Origin of the sequence: Rufibacter radiotolerans, from assembly GCF_001078055.1 — a bacterium.
Lineage (GTDB): Bacteria > Bacteroidota > Bacteroidia > Cytophagales > Hymenobacteraceae > Nibribacter > Nibribacter radiotolerans.
On record NZ_CP010777.1, the window covers coordinates 1,772,801 to 1,796,409 of the forward strand.

General features: G+C 51.5%; 19 protein-coding genes. 9 read left to right on the plus strand and 10 right to left on the minus strand.

The window, feature by feature from the left end:
* Positions 1–8 precede the first annotated feature (8 nt).
* Complete coding sequence (locus tag TH63_RS07385; protein WP_048920388.1) at positions 9–2,078, plus strand: alpha-ketoacid dehydrogenase subunit alpha/beta; 2,070 nt, start codon at positions 9–11, stop codon at positions 2,076–2,078.
* Positions 2,079–2,492: 414 nt separating this feature from the next.
* On the opposite strand, the gene tamL is transcribed toward TH63_RS07385, so the two are convergent.
* On the minus strand, positions 2,493–4,946 hold the full coding sequence (tamL, locus tag TH63_RS07390) for a translocation and assembly module lipoprotein TamL (RefSeq protein ID WP_076606614.1): 2,454 nt from the start codon (positions 4,944–4,946) through the stop codon (positions 2,493–2,495).
* A 13-nt stretch (positions 4,947–4,959) separates the two neighbouring features.
* Between tamL and TH63_RS07395 the strand changes: the two genes are divergently transcribed.
* The gene (locus TH63_RS07395) at positions 4,960–5,706 is read left to right on the plus strand and encodes a TrmH family RNA methyltransferase (RefSeq protein ID WP_048920390.1); all 747 of its coding nucleotides are present in this window, start codon (positions 4,960–4,962) and stop codon (positions 5,704–5,706) included.
* 195 nt (positions 5,707–5,901) lie between these two features.
* On the opposite strand, the gene TH63_RS07400 is transcribed toward TH63_RS07395, so the two are convergent.
* From TH63_RS07400 to TH63_RS07410, 3 genes are read right to left on the minus strand one after another with little or no spacing between them, the layout of a single operon-like run.
* Positions 5,902–7,041, minus strand: coding sequence for an outer membrane beta-barrel protein (locus TH63_RS07400; protein WP_082161589.1), 1,140 nt, complete (start codon positions 7,039–7,041; stop codon positions 5,902–5,904).
* 13 nt (positions 7,042–7,054) lie between these two features.
* Complete coding sequence (locus TH63_RS07405) at positions 7,055–7,930, minus strand: hypothetical protein (RefSeq protein ID WP_048920392.1); 876 nt, start codon at positions 7,928–7,930, stop codon at positions 7,055–7,057.
* Positions 7,931–7,942: 12 nt separating this feature from the next.
* Entirely contained in the window at positions 7,943–8,482 is a 540-nt protein-coding gene (locus tag TH63_RS07410; protein ID WP_048920393.1) for an RNA polymerase sigma factor, read from the minus strand.
* A gap of 357 nt (positions 8,483–8,839) precedes the next feature.
* Between TH63_RS07410 and TH63_RS07415 the strand changes: the two genes are divergently transcribed.
* Positions 8,840–9,226, plus strand: a complete 387-nt coding sequence (locus tag TH63_RS07415; RefSeq protein ID WP_076606435.1) for a rhodanese-like domain-containing protein — start codon at positions 8,840–8,842, stop codon at positions 9,224–9,226.
* Between the two features lie 116 nt (positions 9,227–9,342).
* Here TH63_RS07415 and TH63_RS07420 read toward each other — a convergent pair whose 3' ends face one another.
* From TH63_RS07420 to TH63_RS07430, 3 genes are all read right to left on the minus strand, one after another.
* Positions 9,343–9,702 carry a CoA-binding protein gene (locus TH63_RS07420; protein ID WP_048922657.1) on the minus strand — a complete coding sequence of 120 codons (360 nt, stop codon included), beginning with the start codon at positions 9,700–9,702 and terminating at the stop codon, positions 9,343–9,345.
* Positions 9,703–9,773: 71 nt separating this feature from the next.
* Positions 9,774–11,354 carry an NAD(P)/FAD-dependent oxidoreductase gene (locus TH63_RS07425; RefSeq protein WP_048920394.1) on the minus strand — a complete coding sequence of 527 codons (1,581 nt, stop codon included), beginning with the start codon at positions 11,352–11,354 and terminating at the stop codon, positions 9,774–9,776.
* A 422-nt stretch (positions 11,355–11,776) separates the two neighbouring features.
* Positions 11,777–12,745, minus strand: a complete 969-nt coding sequence (locus TH63_RS07430; protein WP_048920395.1) for a tryptophan 2,3-dioxygenase family protein — start codon at positions 12,743–12,745, stop codon at positions 11,777–11,779.
* Positions 12,746–12,963: 218 nt separating this feature from the next.
* Here TH63_RS07430 and sdaAB point away from each other — a divergent pair, with 218 nt between their 5' ends.
* The 4 genes from sdaAB to TH63_RS07450 are packed head-to-tail and all read left to right on the plus strand — an operon-like array spanning position 12,964 to position 17,508.
* Positions 12,964–13,644: an L-serine ammonia-lyase, iron-sulfur-dependent subunit beta gene (gene sdaAB / locus TH63_RS07435; protein ID WP_048920396.1), complete on the plus strand. Its 681-nt coding sequence runs from the start codon at positions 12,964–12,966 to the stop codon at positions 13,642–13,644.
* On the plus strand, positions 13,645–15,111 hold the full coding sequence (locus TH63_RS07440) for a TolC family protein (RefSeq protein ID WP_048920397.1): 1,467 nt from the start codon (positions 13,645–13,647) through the stop codon (positions 15,109–15,111).
* 6 nt (positions 15,112–15,117) lie between these two features.
* Positions 15,118–16,506 (plus strand): efflux RND transporter periplasmic adaptor subunit, encoded by a 1,389-nt coding sequence (locus tag TH63_RS07445; RefSeq protein ID WP_048920398.1) that lies wholly within the window; start codon positions 15,118–15,120, stop codon positions 16,504–16,506.
* Positions 16,507–16,509: 3 nt separating this feature from the next.
* Entirely contained in the window at positions 16,510–17,508 is a 999-nt protein-coding gene (locus tag TH63_RS07450) for an NAD(P)H-dependent glycerol-3-phosphate dehydrogenase (RefSeq protein ID WP_076606436.1), read from the plus strand.
* A gap of 419 nt (positions 17,509–17,927) precedes the next feature.
* Here TH63_RS07450 and TH63_RS07455 read toward each other — a convergent pair whose 3' ends face one another.
* From TH63_RS07455 to pdxH, 3 genes are read right to left on the minus strand one after another with little or no spacing between them, the layout of a single operon-like run.
* On the minus strand, positions 17,928–18,500 hold the full coding sequence (locus TH63_RS07455) for a Maf family nucleotide pyrophosphatase (RefSeq protein WP_048920399.1): 573 nt from the start codon (positions 18,498–18,500) through the stop codon (positions 17,928–17,930).
* Complete coding sequence (locus TH63_RS07460) at positions 18,487–19,764, minus strand: DUF1015 domain-containing protein (RefSeq protein ID WP_048920400.1); 1,278 nt, start codon at positions 19,762–19,764, stop codon at positions 18,487–18,489. Before TH63_RS07460 ends, TH63_RS07455 begins: the two co-directional genes overlap by 14 nt.
* A 43-nt stretch (positions 19,765–19,807) precedes the next feature.
* Positions 19,808–20,461, minus strand: a complete 654-nt coding sequence (gene pdxH / locus TH63_RS07465) for a pyridoxamine 5'-phosphate oxidase (protein WP_048920401.1) — start codon at positions 20,459–20,461, stop codon at positions 19,808–19,810.
* A 217-nt stretch (positions 20,462–20,678) separates the two neighbouring features.
* On the opposite strand from pdxH, the gene TH63_RS07470 reads away from it, so the two are divergent.
* Positions 20,679–21,233: a YqgE/AlgH family protein gene (locus tag TH63_RS07470; RefSeq protein WP_048920402.1), complete on the plus strand. Its 555-nt coding sequence runs from the start codon at positions 20,679–20,681 to the stop codon at positions 21,231–21,233.
* Positions 21,234–21,258: 25 nt separating this feature from the next.
* A complete protein-coding gene (locus tag TH63_RS07475; protein WP_053093754.1) occupies positions 21,259–23,547 on the plus strand; it encodes a DUF349 domain-containing protein in 2,289 nt (762 codons plus the stop codon).
* The last annotated feature ends 62 nt before the right edge of the window (positions 23,548–23,609 follow it).

Here is a 23,609-nt window from a genome sequence, read left to right on the forward strand (position 1 = left end):
ACCAGACAATGGTGGAATCCTCTCCCAAAGTTGATCTAGATATACAGGTAAAAGCTTACCGCCTGATGCTCACAGCAAAAGCGATGGCCGATACCTACGAAGAAAACAAAGCTATTTGCAGTAAATACGTACACAGCACCTCGCGCGGCCATGAGGCCATCCAGCTGGCCACGGCGTTTCACCTCACGGAAAAAGATTATCTGTCTGTCTATTACCGAGATGAGTCTATTCTCTTAGGCTTGGGTTTGTCGCCGTATGAATTAATGCTGCAGCTCATGGCCAAGCGCGACGACCCCTTCAGCGGCGGCCGCACCTACTACGGCCACCCGTCATTACGGCGCGAAGGTTTCCCTATTATACCTCACCAAAGCTCGGCCACGGGCATGCAAGCAATTCCGGCTACGGGCATGGCGCACGCGCTTTCGTATCTAGAGTCCCAGGAAATCATGGCTGCCAATGAGGGCCGCGTAGTGGTTTGTTCTTTGGGCGATGGCTCGGTGACCGAAGGAGAGGTAGCTGAAGCGTTCCAGATGGCGGTGCTCAAAAAATTGCCTATCATTTATCTGGTGCAGGACAACGACTGGGGTATCTCAGCCAAAGGCTCTGAGATGCGGGCTATGGACGCCTATGAATACGCGGCTGGTTTTAAAGGCATGGAGCGCCTGCGCGTAGACGGTTCTGATTTTTCTGACTCTTACCTGGGCATGCAGGAAGCCTTTAGGGTAGCAAGGGAAGAACGCAGACCGGTGCTGGTGCACGCCAAATGTCCCCTTTTGGGCCACCACACGTCTGGCGTACGCCGGGAATGGTACCGCGGCGACAACCTGACCCAACACGCCCTGGAGGACCCGCTACCTAAGTTAGATGCCCAATTGGTGGAGCAAGGGCTTACCGCTGAAGAGTTATCGGCTATGGCCGAAGAAGTAAAACTGGAAGTGCAGGCCCATTATGAACAAGCGCTGGCCGCGGCCAACCCAGACCCGGCCACCTTTGATCTGCATGAGTTTGCGCCTACTCCCATCACTGCGGAAACCGGAACCCGCAGCCCGCAGAATGCCGAGAAAACCACTATGGTAGACGCGGCCCTACATGCGGTTGATGATATTTTAAAAGAGTACCCCGAGGCGCTTTTCTACGGCCAGGATGTGGGCGGGGAACTGGGCGGCGTGTTCCGGGAGGCAGCTTTGCTGGCCAAAAAATACGGCGATAACCGGGTCTTCAATACGCCCATTCAGGAAGCCTATATTGTGGGGTCTACCGCGGGCATGTCGGCGGTGGGGGCCAAGCCAATTGTGGAGATCCAGTTCGCGGATTATATCTGGCCGGGCATAAACCAGCTGGTGGAAGAACTTTCTAAAAGCTGTTACCTGAGCATGGGAAAATTCCCTATCCAGGCTTTGATCAGGGTGCCCATTGGCGCCTATGGCGGGGGCGGACCGTACCACTCAGGCAGCATTGAGTCTACCTTGCTTAACATTCGGGGCATAAAAGTAGTGTACCCCAGCAACGCCGCCGACATGAAAGGCCTGATGAAAGCGGCCTTCCTGGACCCTAACCCGGTGGTGATGCTGGAGCACAAAGGCCTTTACTGGTCCAAAGTGCCGGGCACCGAAGAAGCCAAAACCACTGAGCCTGCTTCTGATTATATCTTGCCACTGGGCAAGGCTAACATAGTGCAGGAAGCCAGCGCCGAGCAAATACGGTTGGGCAATAGCCTCACGGTCATTACCTACGGCATGGGCGTGTACTGGGCCAAAGCGGCCAGCAAATTGGTGCCGGGTTCGGTAGAGATTGTTGACCTGCGTACGCTTAACCCCCTTGACTATGAAACCGTTGAAGCTTCTGTGAAACGTCATGGCAAAGTGCTGGTGCTCACCGAAGAGCCGCTCATGAACTCCTTCGCGGAGTCTCTGGCGGGCCGCATAGGCAAGACCTGTTTCACCCATTTAGACGCCCCTGTCTTTACCTTGGGTGCTGAGAACCTACCGGCTGTTCCTCTGAATGTGGAGCTGGAAAAAATGATGCTGCCTAACGCAGATAAAGTGTTCACGGCAATTAAGGAATTGCTGGAATATTAAAGATTGCTCCTTAAAATGAGAATCCCGTTTTAGGGGTGTTTTTAGAAAAACACCCCTAAAACGGGATTCTCATTTATTTTATAGTGAACAATGGAATTAGCCACCCTGCCAGCCAGTAGTTAAAAGCCGTTCAAGATGCAGACTCTCCCCATGAGGGGAGGCAGAGGGGTGCTTACACACGAGAACAGAATTGCAGGTAACCATAATCAAAATTTTCGCTCCCATTAGCGAGTAAGAATTTGCCAAGAATGCGCGCATCAGAAGATGTAAACACCCCTCTGCGCTCCCCTCAAGGGGAGAGTATGCGTTGATGAGCGAGTCTGCTTTATGAGGCTGTTCCCACTGTAAACAGGCCCAAAAAGAAGGGATTGTCCTTTTTAGATTCAAGGACAATTAACAACCAACAACTAACCGCTAGAACGGATACCCAATCCCTAAGTTAAAGGTAGTAAGGGTATTGGTTCCGAAGATTCTATTGGTCCTGAATTTATTGAGGACGAACCGGTTGCCTTCTGGAAGGGCGGGATCATAGACCTTGGTGGCAATGTCAAAGCGAAGGATGGCGAACGTAAAGTCAAAGCGGACCCCAAAGCCGGTGCCTACGGCAAGTTCTTTGTAAAAGCGGTTGAACTCAAACTGCGCGCCGGGCTGGGTAATAAAGGTGGTTCCTTCGGTGATGGCGGTACGCTCTTTAAAAAGCCAGATGTTACCCGCGTCCAGGAACAGGGCCCCGTTCACGTTGGTATTCCCGAACCGGAACATCCGGAAGCGCATCTCTGAGTTTAGCTCAATAAGGATTTCGCCGGGCTGCTCAAACTGGCTGGACACCTCTTTGGTGATGGGGTCAATAAAGGCGCTGGACCCGGGGCCTAGGCGTCTGGGGAGCCAGGCCCGCACGCTGGAAGAACCGCCCGCAAAAAAGTACTTGTCATAGGGCAGGGCGCGGGAGCTTCCCAGCGGTTTGGCAACTCCGCCGTTGGCACGGTACACAAAAATCAAATTGTTGGCCAGGGGCTTGTATCTTCTATAGTCCAGGTTGATCTTCCCGAAGGTGTAGTTGCTCAGGCTGGGGAAGAGCTCTGCCACGTATTGGCCTATAAAGCCGCCGGTCTCCACAAAAATGCGCATGAGCTTGGCATCATTGGTCTGGTTGTAATTGGCGGTATTGAAGAGGCTGGTGAAATTAATGCTGGAGACAAAGGCGTTGTTAAAGCTTTGCCGCAAAGGGTTGCCTTGCTGCTCATACAGGGTTAACAGGTCATTGAATTCCTTGGAGATGCGGGGGGTACTGATGATATTGATATCCATGGGCGACAAACTGAACTGATGGATGTTCAGGCGCTGCCAGATGTAATCAAAGGAGAAATCAAGGTTGGTGCGAGTGTACTCGTTGCGGTCTACGTAGGCATAACCCGTACTGAATCTGGTACGCGGATTGAACCTTACCAGCAGGTCGTTGGTCCGGAACGGCACCAGAATCTGCGGGAAGGTCACGCCCATGTCGGCGCCAATCTCGGTTCTTCGGCCTACCGTAGCCACATTGCGTTGCAGCTGCCCTTCAATACCGGCCCGCACCCCAACGTCAAAAATCTCGGCCCCGCCGAAGATATTCCTGACCCTGAACCTGATACTGGCGTAAGGGCCCGGGACCTGCTCCGTGAAAGTACCGCCCACCTCAGTGGTTTCCTGGAAACGGGGAAGCAGGGCGGTATTGATTTGCGCGTTCAGCAAACCCTTGTGCGGGTCTCTGGCCAGGGAATCTTCTACTTTGGTAAAGCCGATGGTGGTGTATTTGAACACGTCCAGGTTACTGATGATGCGCTGGTTGTTGAGGGCGCGGGCAGCAGAATAGGTCTGACCCGACCGGATGATCACTTTCCTGAGGAGGATGCGCGGCTTAATCTGGTGTTCATAGGCCAGGAAGTTGACTTTATTGAGGGTAACGGTATCCCTGTCACGCCCAAACCTGTTTATGCCCGCATCTGAGGTGAAGAAGACCTTATTGATGGTGTAGATCTTGTGATAAGTGGTGTCTGTAGGGTTAGAGACCAGGGTACTCAACCTAACGGTATACGCTTCGTAGCTGGTGTCTGCCTCAAACGTGACGTACTGCTGCCGGAAGTCATAGAAGCCGTTGTTCTTGAGAAGTTGCTCAATACGGGTCCGTTCCTGGCTCAAAAGGGCCTCATCATAGTTTTTCCCCTGGTGAATGTGGCTTTCGGCCTGAGATTCTGTGAGCAGTCCCAGAATGGTAGTGTCTGGCACCTGGTAGACGTGGTTGGTTAAAATGTAGGGCTTGTCTTCCTGCACCACCAAGGTGGCAAAAACTTTTTTGTCTTTTACCTCGGTTTGGGAGGTCACCTGGCTTTTGAAAAAGCCTTTAGACGCCAGATAGATCTTGATTTGGTCTTCGGTCTCCACCAGTTTAAGCGAATCAAAGATGGCGGGCGGTTCGCCCACGGTGCGCATAAGCCAGTTGCCGTTCTCTTTTTTGTTCTGCAGCTTGCTCAGCTTTTTCTCCTTTTTCTCTATCAGATCATCCACCTTCACAGAGTCTCCGCCTGCCTTCTGTATCTTGCGGGCGTAGTCTTTGTTGGTTTTGTCAATGTTGCCCTGTATGCGCTCTGGGTTATAGAGGTTTTTACCTAAGTAGTAGAGGTTCAGGTACAACGGAAAGCCCAAAACCCGGCGGTTGGGTTTTTGTTGGTACAGCGGGGTAATGGCCGAGGCATTATTCTGTTTCACGCCCTCCAGCTTTATACGCCAGAGCAGCCGTTCATTGGGGGCCAGATGTCGGGTAGGGGAACAGCCTACCAGCAGGCTCAGCATTGTGAATACCGCGCCGAATACGTAACATCGTAGCTTCAAACGTAGGAAAGGTATGATCTCAAAAGGTCTTTTGAAGTACATTAGGTCACTGCAAATAAAGAAATATCGGGTGCTTCACCAAGCTTTCACGGTGGAAGGTGAAAAGAGTGTGGCAGAATTGCTGCAGGCAGACGTTGAACTGGAGACGCTCCTGGCCACCGATAAATTTCTACAGAAGCATACCCATCTTGTCAAGAAAGGTTTTCAGGTGCAGACCGTCACCGAAAACGACTTGTCTAAAGCGGGTTCCATGGAAAGCAATAACGCCGCCCTGGCCATTGCCAAAATGCGCCCGGTCCCAGATTTCAACTGGCAGGACAACCCCTTTGTGTTGGCCCTGGACGAAGTGCGCGACCCTGGCAATCTGGGCACCATCATCCGGATTGCCGATTGGTACGGCCTTTCCTCCATTGTGCTCTCCAAATCCAGCGCCGACTTCTACAACCAGAAAGTGATTGCCGCCACTATGGGCTCTTTTCTCAGGATTACGCCGCATTACGTTGATTTGGGCCCGTTTTTGGGAAAACGGCCTCAAAACGTACCGGTGTACGGAGCTGCCCTGGAAGGAGATAATATTCATAAACTTTCCCTTCAGCCCCAGGGCGTTTTAGTAATGGGCAGCGAGTCACATGGCATTGGGCCAGAGGTGATGCAACTGGTGACCCAGCCCTTGCACATCCCGGGCCGCGGGAAAGCTGAGTCTTTGAACGTGGGCACCGCTACCGCTATTCTGCTGGATAACTTTTTCCGGAACGCTTAAAGAATCCTAGGATTTAAGACACCAGATGTAAGACGGAAAGCGCCGAAAGTAAAGATACAGAATAAGCTGTTTTACGCCTGTTTTTCATAAAACGGCCCTAAAACAATGAACAGCCTGAATAGAAGCATCAACAAAAAAGGGAGCTGAAATTGCTCCCTTTTTTGTTGATGAAAATTTTACCTCTTTTATCTGTACTTAGAATTTCATTACTCGGAACCCAACCGCAATAGCATTGGCTTTGGGTCCTTGGTTTTCCTCAAACAGCTCATTCAGGTTATACTTCACAAACATCTCCAGGCTTCTGATGCCAATGAAACCGGTGAGGCCGTATTGTACATCTTCCAGGTTGAAGTCATCTTTCTCTTTGTCCTTCTTGGTGTCCCCGTCCAGAGAGTATTTTATTTTGGTGTGACTACCTAATCTGTACCCGGCAAACCCACCTGCGCCAATCTTGAAGTTGGTTTTGCCTTTGTCATTTTTAAAGTGAAGCCCAAATTCAAGGGGAATGTTAAAGGTAGTGGTGGCCAGTTTGCTTTTGTCTAAGGAGAGCGGGTCTGCTTTTACAAACGCGGCGCGGTTTCCCTGGTTCACCAGCATTAGGTTGTCCTCAAACATGTAGTTGTGGAAGTCAAGGGTAAAGCCAGTGATCAGGCGTAGCGGGCTGGCTTCGCCGCCCAGGCGGTAGTGCCATTTGCTGTTCAGGCTCACGTATCTTGAACCCAGGGGCTTCAACTCCACATCCTGTATTTCTGAGCCCGCCGGCATGCTTTTGTTGGCCCAATTTGAGACGCCCAGGTCTAGCTGCATGTCATGCTCCACCCGTGGGTTACGTTTCTTCTTGTCGTCATCGTCGTCATCGGTTTTGGTGGTGTCAGACTGGCCCACGTTTACCTTCACAGAGGTCTTGTCTGCTTCATCGTCATTTTCTACGTCAATGCTGATGTCGCTCAGGATCCTGATCTTTTTGTTTCCTTCTTTGATCACTTCCTCTTTCCCGTTCTGGGTTACGGTGATTCTTACATCATTGGCATTGTCGGTGCGGCTGCGGTCAATGGTCACTACCATGGGCTTGTCTCCGGCTTGCTTGCCGGCCTGCTCAATTTTGCTGGCATGCTTTTCCAGCACGGTGATCAGGGAGTCAATGCTTTGTGATTTTAGCTCTTTCAGCTGGGTAAGGTCCTTCACTACCACCAATACCTTGGCATTGTTTTTCATTTTTACAATAAGGGTATCCTGGGCAGGAGGGGCGGTGAAACCAGTGGTTTCGGCGCGGGAAGGCAAGGCGATTGCGGCAGCCATCATGATGGCCGAAAGCAGGGCGTACATACGTTTCATGAGATTAGGATTTTTACAGTTCTATAGTCTTTGAGATTCTTTTGTTCCCTATGCGGGTTTCTAAGGCAAAAGTGTGTTTTGGAATCCCTAATTCTTCGCGGCTTATTTTCTCGCCGTCTCTTAGGTGCTTCACTTGTTTAAAGATTGATTTTACCACGCGGCCAGCGGATCGCTTCTCTTCCTCGTCAGGAGTGTCAGCTATTGTAGTAGATGCCAGGGCGGTGGAAGTGGTTGCCTGGGAGTTGTCTAATTTTACAATTATTTCAAGCGATTCATCTTCAGGGGCCGGCGTAACGCCTTCGGTTCTTTTTACCGACGTGTTGCTGGCCATCATAGAAGATTCTGCTGCCTGGGTATTCTGCAAAGGCTGGGTCTTAGGAGCCTTTTTCTGAAGTTTTACCGGGCTTTTACTTTCTTCTTTGGCTTCCTGCGGGTAGGCATTCATCGTGGCAGAGGCCATTCTTTCGGGTTGGGTCACCGCAGGGTTTTGAGCCTCAGTTTCCTGTTGGATATTCTCTTCAACCTGAGCCGGCTTTTGGGTTAGGTCCTCCAGAGGGGTTATCACCTCTTTAGGCTTGGTGGTAGGAACCTGAACGGTGGCCACAGGTCCCGATGCCTGCCCCAGATCCAGGTTGTCACGGTTTACCCAAAGGCCCACACTCAGGAGCAGGGTTACTGCCGCGGCGGCCGCCGAATAATACCACATCATGACCGGCTTGCGTTCTTCTTTTTCCTGGGGTTGGGCCGGAACCATAAACGGATTAGGAGTGGCATCTGCCCCCGTCTGCTGCATGCGGGCCTGTAGTCTTTCCCAGGCTTCGGAGCTGGGGGCCACCGGGTTGTTTTTGAGTTTGTCCCGGAATAATTTATCTAAGTCTTCTGCGCTCATGTCTTTGTCTGGTTAGATGGCAATCATTACTCCCTGTTTGGCCAGCATGCGTTGCAGCATAGCCCGCGCTTTACTTAACTGCGATTTTGAGGTGCCTTCGCTAATGTCCAGCAGGTCGGCAATTTCTTTGTGCGAGTAGCCTTCAATGGCGTACAAGTTGAACACTGCTCTGTAACCGGCCGGAAGTTCCTGGAGCAGGGCCATCATCTCCTCGGCGGTCATCTCGCTGTCAGCAGAGGCATCTTCAGAGGCCAGGTGAATGTGCTCTTTCTCAATGGCCAGATGCAGCGGTTCCTTTTTGCGGAGGTACTGCAGCGCCTCGTTTACCATAATCCGGCGGACCCAACCCTCAAAGCTGCCTTTCTGCTCAAAACGGCTCACGTGCTGGAACACCTTCATGAACCCGTTGATCAGGACTTCCTCGGCATCCATTTCGCTCTTGAGGTAGCGCAGGCAGACCCCCATCATGGGGCCCGCGAAGCGCTCATATAGGAGTCGCTGGGCTTTGGCATCGCCTTTCTGCAGTGCTGTTACCAGTTCAATCTCATCCACGGGTTGTAAAAGTTTAAGCTATAAGTAATGCTGTTTGTAAGGATAGATGCGCAAACCCAGAATCGGGTTGCCCGAGGTCTGAAAAAAATTTAAGTAAAGATAGAAAGTTGTAGAAGTATTTACGGAAATACCTTACAGAAGAGCAAAGAATGCCCTTTTTGGAGTAGAGGAGAGACCGGATAATAGAAAAATTTGGTTTGATTTTTTATTGGAAGGGATAGGAGGGAGCAAACAACAAAAGGGCTGTCGAGCATTCGCTTGTTTTCAATTTGCAGAAACCAGCAGAAAAGCAGAAATAGCAGCGCAGAACCTGAGCACTTGGTTTGTTGTTACAACTGTATGAAATCTTTTAAACCTATGAAATACCTTATCCTTCTGCTGGCCCTTATTATAGCCAGCCCCTTGCTAGCCCAGGAAAAGCCAGCGAACACAATCACCGCGGCCACCTACAAAGCCTTGCCTAAAAAAGAAAAAGGCGTGCTGGTAGACGTACGCACCCCGGAAGAATACCAGGCCGGATACGTTAAAAAAGCCATGAACTCAGATTTGCGTGGCGGCCAGTTTGCCAGGGAATTCAGTACCTGGGACAAAAACAAAACCTATTATCTGTACTGCGCCTCTGGCAACCGAAGCGGGCAAGCCCAAAAACTGATGCAGGAGGCGGGCTTTCCCCACGTTTATAACCTGGGCGCCTACAAAGACCTGAAGGCAGGTGGCTTGAAGACCAAAGAACCCAAAAAGTAATTTCACAGATTAAAAAAAGAAGAGGTCGTTTTGGGGCTGTTTTTGATAAAACAGCCCCAAAACGACCTCTTTAAATTTATAGCCAACGGGGTAAAACCTTCTTTGGATATTTACCTTTAGTAATTCCCTATAGATAGCATGACCAGGGTGCAGGCATGCAATGTTTCAATATTGTTTTCCTGTGCTTTCTTTTCCAGCTCAAAGTTTTCGGTGCCGGGGTTAAAAATAATGCGTTTGGGGTGCAGCGAAATGATGTAGTCATACCAGCTCGGTTGGTTCTGGGGCCCTACATACAAGGTCACCGTGTCCACGCCCTCCAAGGCAGGTTTCTCGGTTTCAATGGGCAGTCCGGCCACTTCGCCGCGTTTAATGCCTACGGGCACCACCTCATGGCCAGAACGCTTCAATTGGTGAACGGCTTTATAACTATATCTGCTTGGGTTATCTGACGCCCCTAATACAACGGTCTTTTTCATCGTTTTGGCTTGGTTTTCTGAAAAGAGGCTGAAAACGCCTTTTGTCATTATACTCTTAAATGCGCCTGGGGTTAACGTTGCACCAGCACTGCTACCTGTTCTGCGCAGCGTTCCCCGTCCATGGCCGCAGACACAATTCCTCCGGCGTACCCGGCGCCTTCGGCACATGGGAAGAGGTTGGAGATCTGTGGGTGGCGTAGGGTTTCTTTGTCTCTGGGAATGCGCACCGGCGAAGAAGTCCGGCTTTCCACGCCCACTATCTGGGCCTCATTGGTAAGGTACCCGCGCATTTTGTAACCAAATTCCTGGAAACCGCCTCGCAACCGTTCGCCAATCATGGGGGGCAGCACCTCGCGCATGTCCACGCTGGCCAGACCCGGTTGATACGAGGTCTCCAATAAGGAAGAGGATGTTACGCCTTTCACGAAGTCATGCAGCCGTTGGGCGGGGGCCACCTGGGTACCGCCGGCGGCCGAGCAGGCTTTCTGCTCTAGGGCCTGCTGCATTCTAAGTCCCGCCAGGGCACCATGCTGTTTCAGGTCCATGTCCTCCAGGTTAATAGCCACCACAATGCCTGAGTTGGCAAAGCGGGAATCTCGCCGGCTGGGCGACATGCCGTTCACCACCACTTCGCCGGGGGCCGTAGCCGCAGGCACGATAAAGCCGCCCGGGCACATACAGAACGAGAAGACGCCGCGTTCCTGCCCTTTATAGGCTACCTGCTGCACCAGCGCATACGAGGCGGCCGGTAGATGGAGGCCGCGGTCGCCGTTGGGCACGTGGTACTGAATGCCGTCAATCAGGCTCTGCTGGTGCTCTACCCTCACTCCCATGGCAAAAGGCTTGGCCTCAATGAAGATGTTCTTGGCGTGCAGCAGCTCGTAAATATCGCGGGCGGAGTGGCCAGTGGCTAGAATAAGAGCTTCACCGGAGAAAGTTTCGCCCGCGGCCGTGGTCACGCCCCGCACTTCCTGCTTTTCAATTATGAAATCGGTAACGCGGGTATTGAAATGGATCTCGCCACCGGCATCCAAGATGGTTTCCCTTATTTTGGCAATGAGCACCGGCAGTTTATTGGTGCCAATGTGGGGGTGGGCGTCAAACAAAATATCTGGGGTGGCACCGTGCTGCACCATTAACTGCAGAATGCGCTGTACATCGCCGCGTTTCTTGGAACGGGTGTAAAGCTTGCCGTCTGAGTAGGTACCAGCCCCACCTTCCCCAAAACAGTAGTTTGAGTCTGGGTGCACCACATGGTCTTTGTTGATGGCCGCCAGGTCTCGCCGGCGGGCACGTACGTCTTTTCCGCGCTCCAGCACCACGGGTTTCAGGCCGAGTTCAAGACAGCGCAGGGCCGCAAACAACCCGGCCGGACCGGCGCCCACAATAAGCACCCGTTTTGCGTCTGCACTCACGGTTGGGTAATGGAAAGAAGGAAAGAGATGGGAGAGGTCGGGCGCCTGAGCATACACATTAGCGCGGATTTTCACTTTTACCTCGCGGCCGCGGGCGTCAATGGAGCGCTTTATTTTATGGATGAAGACGTTGTCTATGGCGTTCTGTAAGCCAGCCTGTTGCAATAGCTCACGTTCCAGAAGGGTAGGGTCATACGCCACCTCAGGGGCCAGGACCAGGTCAAGTTCTTTTTTCATAAAAGGCAGTAAGGTAGTTAACCTTAAAAGTTGTTTTAAAAAGCGCCAAGGGCTTAAAGCCTTGACCTTGGCAATGCAAAGATAGCTATGATTGGTAAACCCCGGGTAAGAAAGGAAAATTCGTTTTAAGCCTGTTTTCTGAAAAACAGGCTTAAAACGAAGAGTAGATTAAACAGAGTGAAAAACGAAGCCCAAACTTTATCAAACTGGAAACCAGGATAGAATTGCTAAATATATTTTACTGGAGCCAATCAGAGGGAGGCGCCTTTCTGCTTGCTGGTGAGAACACGCAGCAAGGGCGAGAGTTTTAAAGGAGGTTGTAAGGGTACATTATTGAACAGGGTTCTTCCATTAATTAGCAAATCCTCCCATTAGCACATTAATATTTAGCACATCAGCACAGGAAACCATTAGAACATTAATCAATCTACTTCGCCTATAATGTCATTGACCCAGCCCTTTCCCCAGTTGTCTTTTTCTTCCTTGGTCCAGATCTCTGGGTAGAAAATGCGCTTCTGGAATTTGGGAGGCAGATACTTCTGCCAGTTGGTGCCGCCGGTAGCGGTGATCACGTCTGGGTTGCGCTGCAGGTACCGCACCGCCGATTTGTAGTGCATAAGGGGCCAATTCACGTTCACGTTGCTGTCCAGTTCCTTTAAATGCTTGAGCAGCTTTTGGTTTTGCTGTTCCTGTTCAGGCAGTTGTTTAAACTTAGCCCAGACGTTTTTGTGCTGATAATCTCTGGCCAATTGAATCAACTCCTCAGAGTATTTCTCTTCAAACTGCAACAGGGTGAGGGTCTTGGCACCGGTGGCTTCTTCGGTGGCGCCTTCTTTCCAGTAAATGCAGCCGTACATTTCTTCCTGGGTGCTCTGCTGGCCCAGGGCCTCGCGCTTGGCTTTGTCAGTGAGGTTGCGTAGGTCCGTGGAGCAGATCTCTATCTTGCGGTACTGCACGCTCTGGAATCCGCTGGCCGGCATGAGCGCCATCCTGAACTTCAGGAATTCCTTCTGGTCCATACCGTCTACCATCACCTCAAAGGAATTGATCAGGTTTTCAAAGTAGCGGTTAATACGACCTACGCGCAGAATCAGGTTGTCTACTGTTGTCACTTCCTCTTCGGCTATCTGCCGGAACTCATGCAGGCAGAGTTTGAAGTACAGCTCCGTGATCTGGTGGTACATAATGAAAATCTCCTCATCCGGTATCTTGGTGCGGGGCGTCTGCAGGCTCAGGAGCGTGTCTAAGTGAATGTAATCCCAGTAGTTAAGGAAATCTGAGTAAAGAAGCCCTTCCAGGTAGGCGGCCAGGTCCTGCCCAAGGGGGCGGTACTTTTGCTGCAGGCGCTCCAGAAGTTCCAGCACCTGGGGGGAGAAGGTTGGGTCAGCCATTATATTATTTTGTTAATATTGTAATTATCTATCTTTACCTGCGACAAAGAAAGTGAAAGTATTTGTAGTTGGCGCCTTCCATTTACAGAAAGCCTCCTCAAAACAAAATTTCACCAGACCATCCTTTCCGTTCTTCCTACCGGGTTCTATTTACTACGGCAAGCAGGCGCACACGGAAACAAAATGATACCTTTGGTGCGGTAAAACGCACAAAGAACATGGCAGAAAAGAGCAGCATTTTTGATATGATTGGCCCCGTGATGATTGGCCCTTCCAGTTCCCACACGGCCGGCGTGGTAAGAATTGCCCGGGCGGCCATCCGTATTCTGGGGGCAACGCCTACCGAGGCGGTAATTACCTTCTACAACTCCTTCGCCCGCACCTATGAAGGGCACGGCAGCGACCGCGCCATTATTGCGGGCCTGCTTGATTTCAAAACCGATGACCTTCGGATCAAGGAATCTTTTGACCACGCCCGCGAGCGGGGCCTTAAATATACCTTCAAATCGGTGGGCAATGCCTCTACTATGCACCCCAACACCATAAAGCTTAATCTGACCGCAGCAGACGGCCGGCAAGCCGAAGTAATAGGCCAAAGTAGGGGCGGGGGCGTGATTAGTATTGTAGAGGTTGACGGTTTCCCCTCTAATTTTTCGGCTAACCTGCACACCCTTATCATTGACGCCGATGACGTGAAAGGCAGTATTGCCTTTATTGCTAACGTGATCGCCCATGATGACTGCAACATCGCCACCATGAACGTGTCTCGCAAAGGCCGCCATGACCTGGCCCGCCAGTTCATTGAAATGGACTCTGGCATGCGGCCCATCACCCTGGAGTATCTGCGGCAGCTCAGTTGGGTCAAGAATGTGATTTACATCCCTAATATTGATTTATAGATGCAGCGTTTTACCTCAAAATTTCTGGCTACGCTGGGGCTGGCCATGGGCTGTTGCTTTTTCGCGCAGGCCCAGACCAACGCCCCGGCAGAAACCGTCTGGACCCTCCAGCAATGTATTCAGCATGGGCTGCAGAATAACCTGCAGGTAAGGCAGGTAGGCTTGCAGGTGGAGCAAGACGCCCTGGACGTAAAGCAGGCCCGGTACAACCAGTTGCCTACCCTGAACGGAAGCGCTTCCTATGGCTACAGCTTCGGTTTTTTCAATGACCCGCTCACCTATGAGCAACGCAACGAGCAGAACCGCTCCAGCAACTTTTCCCTGCAGGGCAGTGTGCCCTTGTTCAACGGGTTACAGGTTCAGAACACCATCAAACGGAATAGAATAGACCTGCAGGCCACGGAACTGGACCAGAAAAAGGCGCAGAACGACCTCATGCTGAACATCGTGACGGCCTACATGCAGATTTTGCTCAACCAGGAGATCCTGAAGACCAATCAGGAGCGCCTGAAATTGACCCAGACCCAGGCAGACCGCACCCAGAAGCTGTTCAAGGCCGGAAGCGTGCCAGAGAGCAACGTGCTGGAACTTAATGCACAAATTGCCAGCGATGAATTGAATATCATCACCGCCCAAAACAACATTGAACTGGCCGAACTGCAGTTGATTCAACTGTTAAACCTGGAAAACGCCTCGCCGGCCTCGTTTGCCATTGAGGTACCTGCCCTGGCAGATCCTGACCAGTCGGTGATCGCGTTTGAAGCCCAGGAAGTGTACCAGACTGCCGAAAGCCTGATGCCGCAGATCAAAAGGTCCCAGCTCCGTATTGAAAGCTCTCTCAAAAACATGGACATCGCCCGTGGCGCCTACTATCCAAGCCTTAGCCTGGGCGGAAGTGTAAGCACCCGTTACTCCAGCGGTACCCCATTTTTCATTGTGGGCCCGCCACAGACGGTGACCCAGACCATTGGCTTCGTGAACAATGACCCCAGCTTGCCGGTGACATATACCACCATCAACAGACCCAGAACGGCCACTTCTTATAGTTACCTGGACCAACTATCTGATAACCTGGGGCAATACGTGGGTATCAACCTGAATATTCCTATCCTCAACAATCTCAGAACCCGCAACAACGTGCAGTTGTCACGCATTAACCTTCGCAACGCTGAGCTGAATGCGGCCATTGCCAAAAACCAACTGAAGCAGGACATTGCCCAGGCCTATACCGATGCCTTGGGCGCACAGAAAAGGTTTGCCGCAGCTAAAAAGCAGATGGCCGCCTTTGAACAGGCTTTCAGAAACGCTGAGGTCAGACTCAATAACGGCTTGATCAACAGCGTGGATTTCAACGTGGCCCGCAACAACTATGTAAAGGCCCAGTCAGATATCATTCAGGCCAAATACGATTACATTTTCAGACTAAAATTCCTGGAATTCTACCAGGGTAAAAACATTACTCTCTAACCACTCATGGCAAAACGCAGATCAAACAAACTGATTTACATTCTTGGCGCTTTGGTAGTGCTATTGCTTATTGGGGCCATGGTGGCCAAAAAGAAGGGCTGGATAGGAAAAGAAGAAGGGATTGAAGTGGCAGTGTCTAAGGTGAAGCCCGCCAATATTGTAGAGAAAGTAAGCGCCTCTGGAAAGGTACAACCGGAGATTGAAGTAAAGATAAGCCCCGACGTATCTGGCGAGATCACCGCCCTTTTTGTGAAAGAGGGAGATTCTGTGGTGGCCGGCCAGCTTTTGCTGCGCATCCGACCTGATAACTACCAGGCCATGGTGGAGATGCAAAGCGCGTCGGTGAATACCCAGCGCGCCAACCTGGCCCAGGCCAAAGCCCGCCTAAACCAGGCGCTTGCCAACAGCAAAAACGTACGGCAGACTTTTGAGCGTAACCGCACGCTGTTTCAGCAGAAAGTGATTTCCCAGTCTGAGTATGACGCCAGCCGCGCCCAGTTTGAAGCCAACAAAGCAGAAGTAGACGCGGCCCGGCAGAGTGTGCGGGCAGCAGAATCTACGGTACGCAGCGCCAGCGCCTCACTGGAAGAATCCAGAAGAAACCTGGACAAGACCACCATCTATGCCCCGGTAAGCGGTACCGTTTCCAAACTGAACGTGGAAAAAGGTGAACGCGTGGTAGGTACCTCGCAGATGGCCGGTACCGAAATCATGCGCATAGCCAACCTCAACAACATGGAGATTCGCGTGAATGTAAATGAGAACGATATTGTGCGGGTGCAGCTGAAGGACTCGGTGCTGGTAGAGGTAGATTCTTACACCAAGTCTAACCGCAAGTTCAAAGGTATTGTGACCTCTATTGCCAATACGGCCAAAGACGCAACTTCTTTAGAAGCGGTTACCGAATTTGAGGTGCGCATAAGGTTGCTGAATGAGTCTTACAAAGACCTGATCCAGGCCAATGGCCGGGCACCATTCAGACCCGGCATGACCGCTTCCGTAGATATCATCACCGACCGGAAAGATAACGTTCTTTCCGTACCTTTGGTGGCGGTTACCACCCGGGCCAAGGAAACGGAAACCAGTAAAGACAAGAAGCAAAACAACACATCTGAGGATGCCGAGAAACCCGTAAGACAGGAAGACCGCCCAGATGAAGTGGTGTTTGTGCACGAGAACGGCGCCGTGAAAATGGTGAAAGTAGTGACCGGTATCAGTGACTTTGACAACATTGAAATTCTGTCTGGCTTGAAGCCAGGCCAGGAAGTGGTTTCCGGACCTTTCAGGGCTATCTCCAAACAGTTAAAAGACGGGGCTAAAGTGACCGTGACCGATGAGAAAACGCTGAGCAAAAAGTTAAAAGAAGATAAATCAGAAGAAGACGAAGATAAATAGGCTTTGCAAGAATTAGAAAAAATAGCGGTTTTAGGTGGCGGGAGTTGGGCCACGGCCCTGGTTAAGATCTTGTCTGAAAACAAGGCTGATGTACGCTGGTGGCTCCGCAACCCAGACGACGTGCACCACCTCCAGCAATATGGACACAACCCCCGGTACCTGAGCGGGGTCCGGTTTGATTTGAATTTTGTGCACCCTTCAAGCAACCTGGAGGAAACTTTAAAAGAGGCCGACTGGGTGATTCTGGCGGTGCCCGCAGCCTTCGTGCAGGAGGCACTGGCCGGTTTGCCAGCCGATGGGTTCCAGGGCAAGACCCTTGTGTCGGCTGTAAAAGGCATGATCCCGAAGGAAAACCTTCTTATCACCGATTTCCTGGAGCAGCACTTTGGCGTGCCGGCCGACCGGCAGTGCGTGATTGCCGGGCCGTGCCATGCCGAGGAAGTAGCCCTGGAAAAACAGTCCTACCTCACCATCGGGTCCCATGACCTGGAACGCGCCGAGAAGTTCTGCGACCTGCTACGCAACCGGTATGTAAAGGCTAACCCCTTGGATGATATTGACGGGGTGGAATACTGCGCCGTCATCAAAAACATCATAGCCCTCGCCTGCGGCATTGCCCACGGACTTAACTACGGAGACAATTTCCAGGCCGTGATGGTGTCTAATTCCCTGGAGGAGATTGAACACTTTCTGGATGCGCTCATGCCCCTTCATCGTGACTTGAAAGGCAGCGCCTACCTGGGTGACTTACTCGTAACGGCCTATTCCCAGTTCAGCCGTAACCGTACCTTCGGCAATATGATAGGCCGGGGCTACACCGTGAAATCTGCGCAGGTAGAAATGAACATGGTAGCAGAAGGCTATTACGCCGTGAAAAGCATCTATGAGCTCAACCAGAAATATAAGGTAGAGATGCCTATCACCACGGCGGTGTACAACATCTTGTATGAGCAGGTTTCGCCGGGGGTGGAGATTGATATCTTAAAAGAGAAATTCAGGTAAGCCTGCAGGCTATTCATGGCAAATGCGTCCGCAGGTGTCCGAGTGCATAAAGAATTCTACTGGGCCTTCTTTTCCTTCTTGTCACCAAAGGCCTTCTTATTTTCTTTTGTCCTCCTGAAAGGACCTTGTGGGCGAACGGCAGTAGCGTGTAAATTAATGTCACTACCGTTCGCTACCAAGATCCTTTCAGGATGACAAAGTAGGGAGAGAAAGGACAAATGGACAACAAAATCACAAAAGGAATGAAAGAAGGATGGAAAAGCAGAAACTAATATTCTTTTGGACATCATCTGACCCTTGCGCCAGGAACTACAAACCCAAATTAAAACAGAAGGCCCGCTCTTGATAAAAGAGCGGGCCTTCTGTATTGGGCCTGTTTTCAAGAAAACAGGCCCAAAACGCAAATTCAATCTTACCGGTTAAAACACCAGCAATTCCTCATACAATCGGTGCACGGGCAGGCCCATCACATTAAAATAAGAGCCTTCAATACGCTCAATGCCTACCAGCCCCAGCCAATCCTGGGCGCCGTAGCTGCCGGCTTTGTCAAAGGGTTTGTATTCATTGATGTAGAAGTCAATCTCATCACGGGTGAGCTCCCTAAAATGGACGGTGGTCACGTCATGGAAAACCACGCTTTTGTCCTGGCTTAATAGGCAAACCCCGGTGTAGACCTCATGGCTGCGTCCCGAAAGGTGGGTGAGCATGCGGGTAGCCTCGGCATGGTCATAGGGCTTGTTCAGGATCTTGTCGTCCAGGCACACAATGGTGTCTGCGGTGATGATCACCTCCTCCGGTTGCAGGTCCTCGCGGTAGAAACTGGCTTTGTGGGCGGCCAGGTATTCGGCCACCTCGGCACGAGCCAGGTCTGCGGGGAAATCCTCGTGCACTTCTTTCACGCGCACCTCAAACGGGAGGCCCAGGTTGGTGAGCAGTTCACGGCGTCTTGGAGAATTGGAGGCCAGGATATACTTCTTATTAGTAAAATTCATTTTCGTCTATTGAGCTGAATAAAAAACCACAGATAACTTTAGGATAGAAGAAGGTAGATTTTTGCGGCATCACCGCGCCCGAATGGCACACGCGCTGCACTTCTTCCATGGTCACTTCGTTGGTGATAAGAGCCACCTGCGCGGTTCCAGCATCTACCTTGGCGAGGCACTCCGGGAACGACCGCACATAGGAAAGCCCCGGGTATTGCCGTTGCTCCTCGGCGCTGATGCCCAACACCCGTTCCAGAATGAAGTAGTGCATTACGGTCAGGTCCAGGTCTTTTACTTCCTGCGGAATGTCCCAGGAGAGTTGGGCGTGCATCTCGGGTTTCAGGCGCAATTTATACGCGTTCCCTTCCAGGTACATGCCAAAGGCCCATTGCTTTCCTACTATCACCTCGTTCAGGTCATAGGCTTCCTCCACGGGCTTAATGGTGAAAAACTCCTCCAGCTTCTGCAGAAATTCCTCTGCCGGGAGCGGAATGGTTTCCAGTAACCGGTGCGTGGGGAGAATGCGCAGGTCATCTGAGGCCGTGTTGGTCAGGTACATGAGGTGGTAATGGAAGGGCGCATCTGGTGAGGCATCCGGTTGCTCCTTCATCATTTTCTGGCGATAAGCCAGGGACCCTTCGTACCGGTGGTGGCCATCTGCCAGAATGATCTGTTGGTCCTTTATATGGTCCACAAATTTCTGGATGACCTCGGCATCATGGATCACAGAGAGCACATCACGCACGCCCTGGTAATCCTCAGATTCATAGATAGGAGAGGTGATGCTCTCATCCATATAGGTCTCCAGCGCAAAAGTAGGGTCAGTGAAGAGACCATGCGTGGCGCTGGTATGCATCTTGGTCTGCTCCAGCAGCTCAATCCGGTCATTGACGGCCGCCGGAATGGTGTTCTCATGCCGGAGAATGACCTGCTCATCCCAGGCGTAAGCCTTGATGTGGCACATAAAACCCTTGCGGCAATAGTTGCGGTCAGAGCCGTGCAGTTTGAAATACTGGTAATACACGTAAATGCCCGGCAAAGGGTCCTGCTGCAGAATACCTGACCGTTTCCAGTGTTCTGCGGTGCGGCGGGCGCTTTCTGCGGGGTTGGGCCCGGGAGGAACGGATAAATGGATGCTGTTATAAGGATTGCGGTACAGGGCCTGCCGTTGCTTTACAGAGACCACGTCAAACAACGGCGACGTTAGGGCATCCAGAGAAAACGGAAGCTTGGGATTATACCTGAACCCTTTAACTGGTAATATTTCAGCCATAGACTGGTTTTAAGCTGTTTTGAGAAAAAGAGGCCAGAAACACTCAGGGCGCCAGGCGCTGCAGGTGCCAGGTGCCGTCGGGTTGTAGTTCATACAGCAAACGGTCGTGCAGGCGGTTCTGGCGGCCCTGCCAGAACTCTATTTTCTGGGGTTTGACCAGGTAACCTCCCCAGTGCGGGGGGCGGGGCATTACGTCCAGATCCGAGAACTTGGCTTCATATTCCTTGGCCAGGTTTTCCAGCACAGACCGGTCTTCAATGGGCTGGCTTTGCGGTGATGACCAGGCACCCAACTGGCTGCCCCGGGGGCGGCTATGGAAATAAGAATCAGAGGCTTCCGCCGGTACTCGCTCCACGTTGCCTTCTATCCGCACCTGGCGCTCCAGAGAAGGCCAAAAAAAGGTTAGGGCCGCATACGGGTTTTCCAGTAGCTGCTGGCCTTTTCTGCTTTCATAGTTGGTGTAGAACACAAAACCCTCGGGCCCCAGCGCCTTAAGGAGCACGATGCGGGCGGTGGGTTTTCCCTGGGCGTCAGCAGTACTTAAAGTAAAGGCCGTGGGCTCTTCCACTTTGGCGGTAAGGGCTTCCTGCATCCAGGTGCCAAACTGTTTAAAAGGATCACTGGAAACGGCTTCCACCGTTAATTCCTTTAGCGAGTAATTGATCCTGATATCTGCGAGAGACAAAGGTGTTTCCATGGGAGTAGCCGCCGGTGGTTAATGACCCAAAAGTAGGAGGTTTACAGGTAAAAGGTGCCACCCCGGTAAAAAAAGGATTTGGGGTGGTATTTTAAGGGATACCACAAATCAAAAAAACACGTTTATATTAACGTTAATGCGTACAAACCGGCAAACCAATTTCTGGTGGAAAGAGTACGTACTAGTAGCAAATTCTACAGAACCGAAGATATAAAAGATGGCCAAAGAGATTCAGAACGGAAGCATATTGATATCAGAACCCTTCCTGGGCGACCCTAACTTTGAGAGAAGCGTGTTGGTGATCTGCCAGCATGACAAAGAAGGGACCGTAGGGCTGGTTTTGAACAAGCTGTCTGCGTTGCATTTATCTGACGTGGTGGACATCAATGAGACCATCTTTGACATGGCCCTGGCTGTAGGCGGCCCCATGCAACCCAATACGCTGCACTATATTCACAGGCTGGCAGATTTACCAAATGCCCAGCGCATTGCCTCAGATCTGTACTGGGGCGGCGATTTTGACGAACTAACCAATTGGTTAAACCAAGGCTTGGTCACCACTGACCAGATTAGGTTTTTTGTGGGCTATTCGGGCTGGAGCCCGGGCCAGTTAGAGGAGGAAATTGATAAAAATGTTTGGTTTGTTAATAACAATGCTGCAAATAAATTGCTTACTTTGAATATAGATACCTTGTGGCGCGACATCTTAAAAGAGATGGGTGGCAAGTACAAAATGTACGCCAACTACCCCGCAGACCCAAGTTTAAACTAACCCAACGGCGCAAAGCCCCACGTGTATGATGAACCTAGAACCGGAAAATCAGCAAAACGGAAGTACGGATGAACAAGCTGCCAAAGATAATGCGCAAGAACAACGCCGCATTTTGGAAGAGCGTCTAGCCGAAATCAATTCCCGCGCCCCCCAGCAACCCGGGACCCCGGAAAACCTTGCAGAGGCATCTGCCGTGGAGGAACCCCAGCCCCAATCTGAAAACATTTCACCTGCGGGAGAAATAGAGGTAGCCTCCCCGGAGGTGGACCCTGAAAAAGCCGAGTCTTCGGTACTGGCCTCTGCCGAGCTCATAACGCCCGTAGCTGTGTTCATGCCCGACCAGGAAGATTCAGCCAAAGAGGAAGAGCCCGAAGTGAGGGCTGCCTCTACAGAGGAACAAAATCCGGCAGCGTCTGCTGAAACTGCGCCCACACCAATTGAATCTCAAGTTTCCTCTGAAGAACCTGCCTCTGCCGCCGCACCAGTGGCCGCAGTTCCGGTAGAAGAGCAAACAGCACCAGCCGCACCAGTGGCTTCTGAACAACCAACTGCCAGCGCTCCCGTTGCCCCCGAAGAACACCATGAGGAGGATGAGCTGCACCAGGAAGAAGACTTCTCCCATTTACCGGTAGAAGAATTAAGAACCCGCATTATTTCTCTTTCTCAGGAAGGCAACGCCCGTAAATCTGGCCGCGCGCTCAACAACCTGTACAAGGTCTATGACCAGCACTTTCAGGAAGAAAAGCAGGAAGCCTTAAAACGGTTCATTGCTGAAGGCGGCTCCGCCGATGATTTTGAATTCAAGGCCTCGCCAGCCCATCGTGAGGTGGAGCAGGCCATGCAGAAGTTTAGAGAGGCCCGCCACAAAGAAGCCCGCCAGGACGAAGAGCAGAAAGTCCAGAACCTGCAGCGGAAACGCGAGCTACTAGAGAAGCTGCGCGTGCTAATAGAGTCTTCTGAGACCCAGACCAGCGTTAACAACATTAAAGAACTTCAGGCCGAATGGAAATCCATTGGGCAGGTACCTACCGCAGAAACCCAGCAATTGTGGAACTCCTACCACGCCCTGCTGGACATGTACTACAACAACCGCAGTATCTTTTTTGAACTGAAAGAGCTGGACCGCAAGCGGAATCTGGATGCCAAAACCGCTCTTTGCGAACGCGCTGAGGCCCTTGCCCAGGAAACGAACGTGAACAAGGCCTTGCAGGAGCTGCGCCATCTGCATGATGAGTGGAAACACATTGGCCCTGTGCCTAACGAAGCCCGCGACGTGATCTGGAATAGATTTATTCAGGCCTCTGAGCAAGTACACGAACGCAAGAAAGCCTTCTTTGAAAGCAGACGCGCCGAGGAAATGGCCAACCTGGAAACCAAGCGGGCCCTGCTGGCTGAGATTGAGCAATTCCAGCACATAACCTCTGACCGCATCAATGACTGGCGCGATAAAACCGACCAGATTCAGCTCCTGAAAGAGCGCTGGGATGCCGCTGGCCTGGTACCTAAGGAATTTGCCGAGGAAGTAAACAAAGCCTTCTGGAGCAGTTACAAAGCCTTCTTCCACCATAAGAATACCTTCTTCAAAGCCCTGGATGAGGAGAAGATGAACAACTACCGCCAGAAGGTAGCTCTGTGCGAGGAAGCCGAAAGCGTGCAAGCCAGCGAAGAGTGGGACAGCACCAAAGAAAAGCTCATTCAGCTGCAGAAGAAATGGAAGACTATTGGCCGGGTACCAGATAAGTACTCAGACAAGATCTGGAACCGTTTCCGGACCGCCTGTAATACTTTCTTTGACCGCCTGCACCAGGAGGCCCAGAACAAGGAAACCCAGCTGAACCAACAGTCGGCCCAGAAACTGGCGTATTGTGAAGAGCTAGCCACCAAAGTGGCGGACCCCACGCTGGTTGGTTCTGAGGAAGAGTTCAACCGCATTCACCAGGAGTGGCAGACTATGGCCACCGAAGGCAAAAGGAACCCCAAACTGGAAGATAGGTTCCAGCAGTTGCTGGCCCGTTACCTGGACAAGGTACCCGCCTTGAGCACCGACCAGCGGGAGCAGACCTTGTTTAAACTGCAGGTGAACCACCTTAAATCCAGCCCTGACGGAGACCAGAAACTGTACCAGAAGGAGCAGCACCTGCGCCGCGATATCACTTCGCTGGAAAACGATATTTCTACGCTCAGGACCAACATTGAATTCTTTGCCCGGTCCAAGAATGCTGAAAAGCTAAGAGAAGAGTACCAGGCCAAGATTGACGAAGCGCAAAACAGGATCCAGCATCTGAAAAGGCAGTTAAAGGCCCTGCGGTCGTAAATTTTTAAATTGAGTGTCAGGAGGTTGTAAAAAACCTTTAAAAAAAGTGGGAGAGGGCTTTG